Source organism: Streptomyces sp. NPDC006335 (genome assembly GCF_040612795.1).
Classification (GTDB): Bacteria; Actinomycetota; Actinomycetes; order Streptomycetales; family Streptomycetaceae; genus Streptomyces.
Genome location: NZ_JBEXQX010000002.1, coordinates 900,874 through 913,516, shown reverse-complemented (window position 1 = coordinate 913,516; position 12,643 = coordinate 900,874). Strand labels below are relative to the sequence as shown.

The window sequence follows — 12,643 nt, the reverse complement described above, 5'->3', positions numbered from 1 at the left end:
CGCAGGCTGCCGCTTTGTAGACGCCGGGTCAACAAGTCGCGCGCAAGGGATTGACGGTCTTGCTGACAAGCAGTCTCATAAGAGCCATGACGAGTCTGACAGATGTCGACGCGCTCGAAGGGCTCCGTGACGCCCTCGGCCTGCTCAAGGACCGGGAGCAGGTCGCCGAGCGGCTGCTCGACTCCTCCGCGAAGCACTCCTTCGATCCGGACAGGGAACTGGACTGGGACGCGCCCTTCGAGGAGGGCCTGTGGTTCTGGCCGCCGGAGCTGGTGTCGCTCTACGACACCCCGATGTGGCGGCGGATGAGCGAGGAGCAGCGGATCCTGCTCTCCCGGCACGAGGCCGCGGCGCTGGCCTCGCTGGGCATCTGGTTCGAGATCATCCTCATGCAGCTGCTGTGCCGTCACATCTACGACAAGGCGGCCACCAGCGCCCATGTGCGGTACGCGCTCACCGAGATCGAGGACGAGTGCCGGCACTCGAAGATGTTCGCGCGGCTCATCACCCGGGGTGACACGCCCTGGTACCCGGTGAGCCGGACTCATCAGCAGCTCGGGCGGTTGTTCAAGACGATCTCCACCACTCCGGGCTCGTTCACGGCCACGCTGCTCGGTGAGGAGATCCTCGACTGGATGCAGCGGCTGACGTTCCCGGACGAGCGCGTGCAGCCGCTGATCCGGGGGGTGACGCGGATCCACGTGGTGGAGGAGGCCCGGCACGTGCGCTACGCCCGCGAGGAGCTGCGGCGCCAGATGGTCTCCGCTCCGCGGTGGTCGCAGGAGTTCACCCGGGTGACGTCCGGGGAGTTCGCGCGGGTGTTCTCCGTGGCCTTCGTGAACCCGGAGGTGTACACCAACGTGGGCCTCGACCAGCGGGAGGCGCTGGCGCAGGTGAAGGCGAGCGGGCACCGGCGGGAGGTCATGCAGACGGGGGCTCGCCGGTTGACCGAGTTCCTGGACGACATCGGGGTGCTGCGGGGTGTGGGGCGCCGACTGTGGAAGTCGTCGGGTCTGCTGGCCTGATGGTCGTGCGCGGGCCGGTGGGGGCTGGTCGCGCAGTTCCCCGCGCCCCTGAGTGGGTGCAGACAGAGCCTGCCCAGTTGTACCCACCTAGGGGCGCGGGGAACTGCGCGGCCAGCCACGACGCGCCCGCGGACGCCCGACTACGCTGCACCCATGACCCCTGCCGCGCCCGCCTACCGGAGACTCGGCGTCGAGGAGCGCAGAAGCCAGCTTCTCGAAGCCGCCCTCGGCCTCTTCGCGCACCGCGCCCCCGAGGACGTCTCCCTCGACGACGTGGCGGAGGCGGCCGGAGTCTCCCGCCCCCTCGTCTACCGGTACTTCCCCGGCGGCAAGCAGCAGCTGTACGAGGCCGCGCTCCGGTCCGCCGCCGACGAACTGGAGCAGTGCTTCGACGAGCCCCTGGACGGTCCCCTCCTCGATCGTCTCTCGCGCGCCCTCGACCGCTACCTCGCCTTCGTCGACGAGCACGACGCCGGCTTCAGCGCCCTGCTCCAGGGCGGCAGTGTCGTCGAGACGTCCCGGACCACCGCCATCGTCGACGGGGTACGACGGGCCGCCGCCCAGAACATCCTCAGCCACCTCGGCGTGGCCGAGCCCGGCCTCCGGCTGCGCATGACCGTACGGATGTGGATCACCGCGGTGGAGGCGGCCTCCCTGATCTGGCTCGACGAGAGCAAGCAGCCCCCGGTCGAGGAACTGCGCGACTGGCTGGTCGAGCAGTTCGTCGCCGTGCTCTCCGTGACAGCCAACCGCGACCCGCAGACCGCCGCGCTGGTCACGGCCCTCGCGGCGGATGACTGACACTGGTGCCGTGAAGAGCGAAGACACCCCTTTCGAGGGCGGTCCCATGGACGGCCGGGTGCTGCCCGTGCTGCTGGGACCGACCGGTCACCCGCCGAAGACGTACCGCATCCCCGTCCCCGACGCCGCCGGCGGCCCGCCCACCGTGCTGGTCTACCGCCGGGTGCCCCGGGGGCACACCAAGCTGGGCATCCAGAAGGGGTGGAAGTACGCCTACGACCCCGAGGGGAAGGCGAGCGAGGGGCTGAAGTGGCCGTGGTCCAAGCCCGACAGGCCGGCCGACACCGACGGGTGACGAGGTTGCGCCGAACCGCCCACCCGGCGCGCGGGAACGCCGGCGCCGCCTGATGCTCACCGTGCGGAACAGAGGGGCTGCTCCGCACGGGAGGTGATGACGTGTCAGGAAGGCTTCTGCGTCTGGTGTGTACGGCTGCGGTGGCGGCCGGCACCGTCCTCGCACCGCTGCCCGCGGCCGCCGTACCGGAACCGGAGCCGCGCGAGCGGTCCGTCGCCGAGCTGCTGACGGACCTTCAGGGGCTGTACCGGCAGGCCGAGGAGGCCACCGAGGCCTACAACGCCACCGAGGAGAAGCTGAAGGAGAAGCGCGCCGAGGTGAACCGCCTGGACGCGGCGCTCTCCGAGGTCCGGCTCTCCCTGCACGACAGCCGGGGCGCCGCGGGGCGGCTGGCCCGCCAGCAGTACCAGAGCAGCACCGACATCTCGCCGTACGTCCGCCTCCTGCTCGCCCGCGACCCGCAGCACGCCCTCGAACAGGGCCATGTGATCGGCCAGTTGGCGCGGGACCGGGCGAAGACGATGGGCCGTCTGACCGGCACCGAGCACCGCGCCGACGGGCTGGCCCGCAAGGCGCGCAAGGCGCTCGACGACCAGCTCACGCTCGCCGCCCGGCAGAAGAAGGACCGGGACGCCGTACGGGCGAGGCTCGCCGGGGTGGAGGAGCTGCTCGCCTCCCTCACCGCCGAACAGCTCGCCAGGCTGGCGGAGTTCGAGGAGGAGGGGGTCGAGAAGGCGCAGCGGGAGCTGACGACGTCAGGCGCCCTGGGTGAGGACGCGCGCAAGCCGTCCAAGGAGGGCGGGAAGGCACTGCGGTACGCCCGGCGGCAGGTGGGGAAGCCCTACGAGTGGGGCGCGGAGGGCCCGAGGACGTACGACTGCTCGGGTCTGACGTCGAAGGCGTGGGCGTACGCCGGCACCCCGATCCCCCGGACCAGCCAGGAACAGTGGGCGCGGCTGCCGAGGGTCCCGCTGAAGGAGCTGCGTCCGGGTGATCTGGTGATCTACTTCCCCAAGGCCACGCATGTGGCGATCTACCTGGGAAGGGGCCGGGTCATCGAGGCCCCGAGGACGGGCGAGAAGATCAAGGTCTCCCCGATCGCGGCTCACCCGCTCCTCGGAGCCGTACGTCCGGACGGCGGCGATCAGGCCCCGGCCACGGAGGCCACGAACGCCCCCGCCTTCTCCGGGTCGTAGAAGTAGTTCTCGAAGTCGGCCGGGTTGTCGAAGCCGTTGGCGAAACGGTCCGCCACCGGCTGCAACTGCCCGGCCGCCCCGATCAGGTTCAGGATGTGCTCCGGCGGAGGCGCGAGCATCGCGTTCGTCCACTTGGTGACGTGCTGCGCGGTGGCCCAGTACCGCTCGAACGTCCCGCGCATCCACTCCTCGTCGAACTCCTTCTCGCCCCGCTCCAGGATCGACGCGAGGTAGGCAGCCGCGCACTTGGACGCGGAGTTGGAGCCCTGCCCGGTGATCGGGTCGTTGGCGACGACGACGTCGGCCACGCCCAGGACCAGTCCCCCACCGGGCAGGCGGCCTATCGGGTTGCGCACGGTGGGCGCGTAGCGGCCGGCCAGGGTGCCGCCGGCGTCCGTGAGTTCGACGTTCGTGGCGCGCGCGTACTCCCAGGGCAGGAACTTCTCCATGAGTTCCAGGGTCAGGGAGAGGTGTTCCGCCGGGTCCTTCACGCCGTTGAAGACGTCGAGTGGGCCGCCGGGTATGCCCTCCCAGAAGAGGATGTCGGCGCGCCCGGAGGTGGTGAGCGTCGGCATGACGAACAGCTCGCCGACACCGGGGACGAGGTTGCAGCGGACGGCCTCGGTGTCCGGGTGCTCGGGACGCGGGCCCAGGCCGTGGACGTAGGAGACGGCGAGCGCGCGCTGCGGCTCGCTGTACGGGGAGCGCTCGGGGTCGCGCGCGAACATGGAGACCAGCTCGCCCTTGCCGGCCGAGACCAGGACGAGGTCGTAGGTACGGGAGAAGTAGTCGAGGTCGCCGACCGCCGCGCCGTGGATGACGAGCTGGCCGCCGCGCTGGGCGAACGTCTCCATCCAGCCGGCCATCTTCACCCGCTGGTCGACCGACTGCGCGTACCCGTCGAGCCTGCCCAGCCAGTCGATCGCGCGCTGCGAGGGCCCCGGGTCGAAGGAGCCGGGGGCCGCCACCGAGACGCCGAGTCCCTCGATCTTCGGGGCCTGGGACTCCCAGAAGTTCAGCTGGAGATCGCGCTCGTGCTGGAGTGCCGTGTGGAACATGCACTGCGTCGACATGACCCGGCCGGAACGGATCTCGTCCGCGGTCCGGTTGGACATCAGGGTGACCTCGTACCCGTGCGACTGGAGGCCGAGGGCGAGCTGGAGTCCGGACTGGCCGGCTCCGACGACGAGTATCTTCCGCATGCGGGTGCTGGCTCCTAAGGGTGGATCCTCTGTGTGGACTACTCGGGGGTCTCGTCCAGCGCGTGGCCGACGAGGGACAACAGGGTCTCGATGACCGAGATCTTCCGCCGGGCGTCCATGATCATGACAGGTATGTGCCGGGGGACGCTGAGCGCCTCCCGCACGTCCTCCGGCTCGAACAGCTCGCTGCCGTCGAAGTGGTTGACCGCGACGACGTACGGCAGTCCGCAGCTCTCGAAGTAGTCCAGCGCGGGGAAGGAGTCCTTGAGGCGGCGGGTGTCCGCGAGGACGACCGCGCCGATCGCGCCCCGCACCAGGTCGTCCCACATGAACCAGAACCGCTCCTGGCCCGGCGTGCCGAAGAGGTACAGGACCAGGTCGTCGTCGAGCGTGATGCGGCCGTAGTCCATGGCCACGGTGGTGGTGACCTTCTCCGGGGTGCCGGTGAGGTCGTCGACCTGCTCACTGGCCTCGGTCATCAGCGCCTCCGTCTGGAGGGGCTCGATCTCCGAGACGGTGCCGACCAGGGTGGTCTTGCCGACGCCGAAGCCGCCGGCCACGACTATCTTCGTGGCGATGGGCGCCCGGGTGCGGTCCGTCTGCCAGGACTTGAGGTTGTCGTCGGTGTCCTCGAACGCGAGGTCCCTAAAGGCGACGGAGTCCACTCAGCACCCTTTCCAGCAGAGCGCGGTCGGGACGGCCCGTACCGTGACCGGTCCCGGTGCCGTACACACGGATCTTTCCCTGGTCCGCGAGGTCGCTGAGGAGCACCCGGACCACGCCGAGCGGCATCTTCAGCAGCGCGGCGATCTCGGCCACCGTACGCATCCGGCGGCACAGTTCGACGATGGCCCGCAGCTCGGGCATGACCGACCGCAGCGTGCCGTTGGTCAGCTCCCTGCGTTCCTCGGGGGCTTCGAGGGCCGCGGTGCTCGCCACGAACGTCTCCACGAGGAGGACGTGGCCGAAGCGGGTCCGGCCGCCGGTGAGGGAGTACGGGCGGACCCGGGCGGCCTTGCGGTCGCCGCCGCGGACCGGGAGCTCGGGCCTGTTCGTCATCGGACACCCCCTGTCGCGTCGTGCTCCAGCGACTGGCGCAGCTCGCTGCGGAGTTCGGGCGTCAGGACGTGTCCGGCACGGCCGACGAACAGGGCCATGTGGTACGCCACCACGCTCATGTCGCAGTCCGCGGAGCCGTGCACACCGAGCAGCGAGCCGTCGCTGATCGACATCACGAACAGGCTGCCCTCGTCCATCGCGATCATGGTGTGCTTCGTCGCGCCGAAGTCGATGAGCTTGGCGGCGCCGAGGGTGAGGCTGCCGATGCCGGAGACGATGGTCGCGAGGTCGGCGGAGGAGCCGCGCGGGCCGGCGGGTTTCCCGTCACGGGCCCCGCGTGCCTGCGCGTTGCGCTCGGCGTCGGAGGAGAGCAGGAGCAGGCCGTCGGAGGAGACCACGGCGACGGACTGGACGCCGGGAACCTCCTCGACAAGGTTGGTCAGCAGGAAGTGGAGATTGCGGGCTTCACGACTCAGTCCGAAGGTACTGGGCGCGGTCAACTGCTTGCCTCCTCGGCTGTGCCCCCCGTGGCTTCTTCGGATGCGGTGCGTTGTTCTGCGGCCGGCAGCTTGGTCTCGCCGGTCTGTTCCTTGATCTCCGCCTCCACGTCCCGGTAGCCGGCCTCCGCCCCCCGGCGGAAGCCGCCGAGCCTGCGGCGGAGTGCGTCGGCGTCCACGGACGCGTTGCGCCGGCGCGGGGCCGGGGCGGTGGGTGCGGTGATCTTGGGGGTGCGCTTGGGGAGGCCCTTGTCGGTGAGGGGCTCCTCATCGGCGCGGCTGTGTTCGGTCTCGGCTTCGCTGGTGTTTTCGGTCTCGGTCTCGCCGGCGTGTTCGGTCTCGGTCTCGCCGTCGGCCGCGGGCTCGGCCGGAGACGGCTCTTCCGGTACGGGGTCCGGCCGCACCGGGTCCGGCGCTCCCTGTGCCGGTACCGGGGCCATGAGTTCCATCGTCGTCTCGGCGGGGGACTCCGCGGGCGCCTCCCCCTCCGCGTGGCGTACGGCCTTCTCGGCCATGGCCACCAGGGGGTCGTCGTCCTGCGAACGGCCGCTCAGGATGTTGGAGTTGACCTCCGCGTCCGCGCCGGGCAGGGAGAAGGAGGGGGCGGTGCCGGTGACCGGACCGGTGCCGGAGATCGGTACGGCGGACGTGGGCGCGGCGGTGAGCAGCGGCTTGGGGAGGACCACCACCGCGGCCACGCCCCCCTGCTTCTGCTCGCGCAGCTGCACCCGGACACCGTGCCGGTGGGCGAGGCGGGCCACGACGTACAGGCCGAGGCCGAGACCCTCGTCGCCCTCGTCGTACGACTCGTAGGCGGCCTCGGGGTCGAAGTCGGCGAGGCGGGAGTTGAGGGTGGCCATCCGCTCGGCGGTCATGCCGATGCCCTCGTCCTGGACGGAGAGCATGACCTCGCCGCTCTCCAGGAGCCAGCCGGAGACCTCGACGGGCAGGTCGGGCGGGCAGAACGAGGTGGCGTTCTCCATCAGTTCGGCCAGCAGGTGCGAGAGGTCGTCCGCGGCGAAACCGGCCACGTGGGCGTGCGGCGGCAGGGCGGCGATGCGGACCCGCTCGTAGCGCTCGATCTCGCTGACAGCGGCGCGGACGACGTCGACCAGCGGGACCGGGTTCGCGCTCTGCTGCACGTGTTCGGTGCCGGCCAGGACGAGGAGGTTCTCACTGTGGCGGCGCATGACCGTGGCGAAGTGGTCGAGCTTGAAGAGGGTCGCGAGGCGCTCGGGGTCCTGCTCGCGCTCCTCCAGGCCCTCGATGACGGCGAGTTGCCGCTCGACCAGGCCGAGGGTGCGCAGCGCCAGGTTGACGAAGGTGGCGCCGATGGTGGTGCGCAGCCGCTCCAACTGGGCCGTGGAGTCCGCGAGTTCGTTCTTGAGCTGCTCGCGGGCGTCGGCCATCTTCTGGCGCTGGCCGACCAGGTGCTTGCGGTCGGACTCCAGGGTGGTGATCCGCTCGGCGAGCGCCACGGCATGCGTGTGCAGGGTGTTGACGGAGCGGACGACCTGGGCGAACTCGTCGTTGCGGCCGGTGAAGGAGACCGCTTCCTCGGTGGTGGGGTCCTCGGCCCCGGCGAGCCGGGCGGAGCCGCGGCGCAGCACGGACAGGGGCCGGGTGAGGGTGCGGGCCATGGCGGTGGTGACACCGACGGCCAGCAGCACCAGGGCGCCGAGGATAGCGACCCGCAGCTCCAGCGCGGTGACGTCGTCGTCGCGGAGTTGGGCGAGCGCCTTGACCCGGCGGTCGAAGAGCGCGGACTCGGCGCCGCGCATGAGGTCGACGCGGGCGGAGAGGGCGGCGTCGAGCTTGGTGGTGCTCGTGCTCAGTTCGCCGTCGGCGAGGGTGGGCTGGTCGGTGAGGGCGGCGAGGTACTTGTCGGCGGAGTTGACCTCGGGTCCGGTGACCGTGGAGTCGTAGCTCGCCTTGGCGGCGGCGGGCGCGGAGTCCTGGAAGTCGGCGAGGGCCGCGTCGGAGCGCAGCCGGGCCTGCTGGGCGGCGGCGCTGAGCAGGTCCCGCTGCGCGGCGTCGGCCTTCGAGGAGACCTTCTCGGTGTCCGTCAGACCGGTGACCGGGTTGTAGACGCTCCTGGTCGTCGTGGGCACGCTGAGCGCCGCGAGCAGCAGTCCCCGGGTGGCGGCGGCCTGCTGTACGGCGGAGTCCAGCTCGGCGAGGGAGTAGGCGCCGGAGCCCGCGCGGGCCGGCATCCGCTCGGCCAGTTCCTCGGCGAGGTCGTGCAGTTCGGTGATGGCGGCGGAGTAGGCGTTGTGCGTCTCGAGCGCGGTGGTCTGGCCGGTGAGCGCGGAGCGTCGTACGGCGGCGATGTCGTCGAGGTCGGCGCGCAGGGCCGGGGACAGGTCGCTGTCGGTGCGCAGTTCCTCGGCCCGGCGGTCGACGCGGGCGCTCGACTGCTCGCCGGGCGCCTTGGCCTTGGGCCGGCCTGCCGCGATGTAGGAGGTGACCTCGTCGCGTTCGTCGGCGAGGGCGTGGGCGAGGTCGAGGGCGTCCTGGGTCTGCTCGGCGAACGTCACCAGGTCCTGGGAGTCGTGGAGTTCCCCGGAGGCGGTGACGAGGGAGGGAGCGCCGGCCCCGGCGATCGCGGCGGCCACGACGGCGACGGCGAGAATCAGCCGGGTGCGGACGTGGGTGGGGCGGCCCTTGCCGACGGGGGTCTCGGGGGCGCCGGGCGTGGCGGCTGTGCGCTCCGCGCCGTTGCCGGAGGCCGTCTGCTTGCCTGTGCGACGAGGCCGCGTCTTCTGCACCGCTGCTCGCATTCCTGAACTCGTGATACCTGGTCCCGGGGTGACGCTCCGTCAACTGGCGTGCACACCGGGGTACGGTTCCCGACCCTCCCAGCGCCGGTGGGCGGTGGTCGCGCATCGCCTGAGCCGCCACCCGAAGGAGTGAACCCCGGAGGGGAGTTGGCGGGCAAGTTCCTGCGGCACACGCACGGAGTGCGTGCGGTGGGCCGGTTGGACGTCGGCGGAGACCGATGGCAGTATTCGCCACCACGCGTGCCCGGGGTCCGCCATTCCGGCCCAAACCTGGCGCCTGACCTGCGCGACTACGTCAATTCCGCGATCGTTGCCACGCTTTGGCGAAGCTTGTGAAGGGCTCGTGCAGACTGGCCGAATGCGTACGGAACTTGTCTCGGAACCCGGCGATGTCCTGCGGCCCAACGAGGACTTCGCGAGTGTCGCGCTCCCCGCTTCCGGAGAGGGCGGCGTACTGGTCGCCCTCGACGGGGTCACCCCGCCCAGCGGTCCGACGGGCTGTCTGCATTCCGTCCCCTGGTTCACGGCCCGGCTCGGCGGGGCGCTGACCGAACTGGCCGTTTCGCTCATGGATGTTCCGTTGGCCGAGGTGCTGTCCCGGGCGATCGTGCGCACAGCGGAGACACATCGTGAAGGTTGTGACCTTTCTCACCCGCGCACTCCGCAGGCGACGGTGGTGGTGGCGCGGTGGTCCCCGGAGTCGGTCGAGTACCTGGTCCTGTCGGACTCGGCACTGCTGGTGGAGGCGCCCGACGGCACGGTCTCGGCGGTACTGGACGACCGCCTCTCCCGTCTCCCCCGCGCCTCCCTGGCCACGGACGCGCTCGTCGACGCCCACCTCCGCAACAAGGAGGGCGGCTTCTTCACGGCGGCGGCGGATCCGTCGGTGGCGGCGCGCGCGGTGACGGGGGTACTGCCGCGCTCGTCGGTACGCGGCCTGCTGGCCCTGACGGACGGGGCGGCCCGGTGGGTGGAGAAGTTCCACGAGGGCGACTGGGGGGACTGCTTCACCTTCGTCCGCAAGGAGGGAGCACAGGCCCTGGTGAACCGCGTCCGCGAACTGGAACGGGCGGACGCGGAGCCCCGCACACGGCTGGGCCGCAGCAAGACCCACGACGACGCGACGGTGGTGTACGCGGAGTTGTGAGGCGCCTATGGGTGGGCGGCGTGGGGATCCTGGCCGGGGGGCTCGGGGGGGGAGGGCAGGTCGCGGGGCAGGTCGCGGGGCAGGTCGCGGGGCAGGTCGCGGGGCAGGTCGCGGGGCAGGTCGCGGGGCAGGTCGCGGGGCAGGTCGCGGGGCAGGTCGCGACCGGAACGGCCGGGGAGGCTGAAGGGTTTCCCGAGCTCAGGGCTTGCCAGGGTCGAGGGGGCCCGGAGGGTGCTGGGCTTACGGGCTCCCCGAGCGGGGGTGCCGGGTTGGGGGCTTGCCGGGCCGGGGGCTTGCCGGGCCGGGATGTGGGGCTCTCCTCCGGGAGGGACGTCCGCGTTGGAGGCTCTACGGTGTCGATCGGGGATCGGGATCGGCGCGGAAGGGGCTCACTCGGAGCGGACGCCCGCGAGGAGCACCAGGCGGGCATCGACGGATACCCGGACGGAGCTGACAACTGAGCGGGGTACCCGACGGCAGCGGCCGGTGGCGTCACGGCAAGGACCTGGACGGAGCGGCCCCGGCACGGTCCCATCCACGTTGCTGCCCCGGCGCCACCACGACACACGCGCGCAGCACTCTCGACAGCGCCCCGGGCAATGACCCGGCGGGCACTCGCTCGGAGCGAACCCATCCGGCCCGCTCCGAGCACCGACCCGGCGCTCCGAGGCCCCCGCTCAGGCCCATCGGCAGGTGGCGTCACGGCAAGGGCCCGGGCGGAGCAGCCCCCGGCACGGCCCGATCGACGGCGCCGACCCCGGCGCCACGACGACACACACCGACCGGAACAGACACTCGCGGGGCACAGGTCAGGCAGGCACTCGCTCGGAGCAAACCCATCCGGCCCGCTGCGAGCACCGACCCGGCGCCTCCGGCCGCAGCAGACACCGTCCCCGCCCGCTCAACAAAACCCGCCCCGCCCCCCAACCCGTTCGGCGGAGGCTACTTCTCCATGCCCCGGTTGAGCTGGTGCAGCAGGCGGGCCAGTTCGGTGACCTCTTTCGGGTCCCAGTGGGCCAGGCGGCCCGCGTACCGGGCCCGGCGTGCGTCGCGGACGCGGTGCACCCGGGAGCGGCCCTCCTCGGTGAGCTCGACCAGCCACGCCCGGCCGTCCGCGGGGTCGGGTTCGCGGGTGACGAGGCCCAGTTCCTCCAGGGCGCGCAGTTGGCGGGACATCGTGGCCTTGCCGACACCGATGTATCCGGCCAGTTCGGTGGCGCGCTGGCGGCCGTGTTCATCCAGACGGATGAGCAGCCCGTAAGCCGCCGACTCCAGGTCGGGATGGACCTCGCGGGCCATCTCCCCCTGGTTGGCCCGGGCGCGGCGCAGCAGGACGGTCAACTCGCGTTCCAGCGCCAGGAACCCGGGCTGGTCCACACCGCTCGGCGCCATGTCGGCCGCGCCCCGGCCACCGTCGCCGTTTCCGTCTTCGTGCACGTCAGCCCCTGCCCTGGATTTCCCGGTCGTGAGAGTTTCCGCCAAATTGCGACATCCCCGCAGCTCCGTAAGTATTTCGCAGGGCTGGACCAACGGCAGCCTCCGGCCCCACTTACCGCCCCGTCGTCCCCGTCGCAGCGTCCCCACCGAGCGGCGGCTGGCATGCACACGTCAGCACGCCCACGTCAGCCCAGCCGTCAGCGCGGTCTTCCCCTGTTCACCCCACCGAGCAACACCGAGCCCTCGGAGGCACGCCATGCCCGTGCACAGACCCGGACCGATACGTCCCCGACGCCTCTTCCTCGTCGGACTCCTGCTCACCGCTTTCGCCCTGCTCCCCACGGCCCCCACGGCCCCCGCCTCGGCCGCCGAGTCCCCCGGGGCCACCGCCACCCCGGCCCGCGGCTCCGCCCACATGGGAATGGGCGTCGTAGCGCATGACGGCCAGGGCGCTCTGCCCGCCGACACCCGCGCCACCCAGACGGAGGGGGTCGACGTCGCCAGTTATCAGGGCAACGTCGCCTGGACCACCCTGTGGAACAGCGGCGTCCGGTGGGCGTACACCAAGGCGAGCGAGGGGACGTACTACACGAACCCCTACTTCTCGCAGCAGTACACCGGCTCCTACGGCGTCGGGATGATCCGCGGGGCCTACCACTTCGCCACCCCGGACACCACGAGCGGCGCGACGCAGGCCGACTACTTCGTCGACCACGGCGGCGGCTGGTCCGGCGACGGCAGGACCCTGCCCGGCGTGATCGACATCGAGTGGAACCCGTACGGCGACGCCTGCTTCGGCAAGTCGCAGAGCGCGATGGTCACCTGGATCCGCGACTTCCTGAACCAGTACAAGGCGCGTACCGGTCGGCAGGCCGTCATCTACACCGCCACGAGCTGGTGGACCCAGTGCACCGGCAACTACGCCGGCTTCGCCGCCACCAACCCGCTGTGGATCGCCCGGTACGCCTCGACGGCCGGCACCCTCCCGGCCGGCTGGAGCACGTACACCATGTGGCAGTACACCTCCACCGGCCCGACGGTCGGCGACCACGACCGCTTCAACGGGCCGCTCGATCGGGTGCAGGCGCTCGCCATCGGCTGACCCTCCCCGGGGTACGGCGAAGGCCCGGGCCTCCCTCACGAGAACCCGGGCCTTCCCCTCATCCGGTCACCGCGGGCGGAGCCCGCTCGTAGGACTACGCCG

Annotated in this window: 12 protein-coding genes; 6 read left to right on the top strand and 6 right to left on the bottom strand. The window is 71.5% G+C overall.

Annotated features, from left to right (window positions below; all coding sequences use genetic code 11):
• The first annotated feature begins 86 nt into the window (after positions 1-86).
• From ABZ098_RS10135 to ABZ098_RS10120, 4 genes are all read left to right on the top strand, one after another.
• Complete coding sequence (locus ABZ098_RS10135) at positions 87-1,025, top strand: diiron oxygenase (protein ID WP_356589084.1); 939 nt, start codon at positions 87-89, stop codon at positions 1,023-1,025.
• A 153-nt stretch (positions 1,026-1,178) separates the two neighbouring features.
• The gene (locus ABZ098_RS10130; protein WP_356589082.1) at positions 1,179-1,826 is read left to right on the top strand and encodes a TetR/AcrR family transcriptional regulator; all 648 of its coding nucleotides are present in this window, start codon (positions 1,179-1,181) and stop codon (positions 1,824-1,826) included.
• Entirely contained in the window at positions 1,819-2,121 is a 303-nt protein-coding gene (locus ABZ098_RS10125) for a hypothetical protein (RefSeq protein ID WP_356589080.1), read from the top strand. The genes ABZ098_RS10130 and ABZ098_RS10125 overlap by 8 nt, the downstream gene beginning before the upstream one ends.
• A gap of 101 nt (positions 2,122-2,222) precedes the next feature.
• A complete protein-coding gene (locus ABZ098_RS10120; protein ID WP_356589078.1) occupies positions 2,223-3,317 on the top strand; it encodes an NlpC/P60 family protein in 1,095 nt (364 codons plus the stop codon).
• Here the strand turns inward: ABZ098_RS10120 and ABZ098_RS10115 are convergent.
• The 5 genes from ABZ098_RS10115 to ABZ098_RS10095 are packed head-to-tail and all read right to left on the bottom strand — an operon-like array spanning position 3,266 to position 8,843.
• Entirely contained in the window at positions 3,266-4,519 is a 1,254-nt protein-coding gene (locus tag ABZ098_RS10115) for a styrene monooxygenase/indole monooxygenase family protein (protein ID WP_356589076.1), read from the bottom strand. The genes ABZ098_RS10120 and ABZ098_RS10115 overlap by 52 nt on opposite strands.
• 38 nt (positions 4,520-4,557) lie before the next feature.
• Positions 4,558-5,184, bottom strand: a complete 627-nt coding sequence (locus ABZ098_RS10110) for an ATP/GTP-binding protein (protein WP_356589074.1) — start codon at positions 5,182-5,184, stop codon at positions 4,558-4,560.
• Complete coding sequence (locus ABZ098_RS10105) at positions 5,165-5,578, bottom strand: DUF742 domain-containing protein (protein WP_356589072.1); 414 nt, start codon at positions 5,576-5,578, stop codon at positions 5,165-5,167. The genes ABZ098_RS10110 and ABZ098_RS10105 overlap by 20 nt, the downstream gene beginning before the upstream one ends.
• Positions 5,575-6,078: a roadblock/LC7 domain-containing protein gene (locus tag ABZ098_RS10100; protein WP_356589070.1), complete on the bottom strand. Its 504-nt coding sequence runs from the start codon at positions 6,076-6,078 to the stop codon at positions 5,575-5,577. Before ABZ098_RS10100 ends, ABZ098_RS10105 begins: the two co-directional genes overlap by 4 nt.
• The gene (locus ABZ098_RS10095; protein WP_356589068.1) at positions 6,075-8,843 is read right to left on the bottom strand and encodes a nitrate- and nitrite sensing domain-containing protein; all 2,769 of its coding nucleotides are present in this window, start codon (positions 8,841-8,843) and stop codon (positions 6,075-6,077) included. Before ABZ098_RS10095 ends, ABZ098_RS10100 begins: the two co-directional genes overlap by 4 nt.
• A 370-nt stretch (positions 8,844-9,213) precedes the next feature.
• Between ABZ098_RS10095 and ABZ098_RS10090 the strand changes: the two genes are divergently transcribed.
• The gene (locus ABZ098_RS10090; protein ID WP_356589066.1) at positions 9,214-10,002 is read left to right on the top strand and encodes a protein phosphatase 2C domain-containing protein; all 789 of its coding nucleotides are present in this window, start codon (positions 9,214-9,216) and stop codon (positions 10,000-10,002) included.
• 942 nt (positions 10,003-10,944) lie between these two features.
• Here the strand turns inward: ABZ098_RS10090 and ABZ098_RS10085 are convergent.
• Positions 10,945-11,439, bottom strand: a complete 495-nt coding sequence (locus ABZ098_RS10085; RefSeq protein WP_356589064.1) for a MarR family transcriptional regulator — start codon at positions 11,437-11,439, stop codon at positions 10,945-10,947.
• A gap of 256 nt (positions 11,440-11,695) precedes the next feature.
• On the opposite strand from ABZ098_RS10085, the gene ABZ098_RS10080 reads away from it, so the two are divergent.
• Positions 11,696-12,541 (top strand): lysozyme, encoded by an 846-nt coding sequence (locus ABZ098_RS10080; protein ID WP_356589062.1) that lies wholly within the window; start codon positions 11,696-11,698, stop codon positions 12,539-12,541.
• The last annotated feature ends 102 nt before the right edge of the window (positions 12,542-12,643 follow it).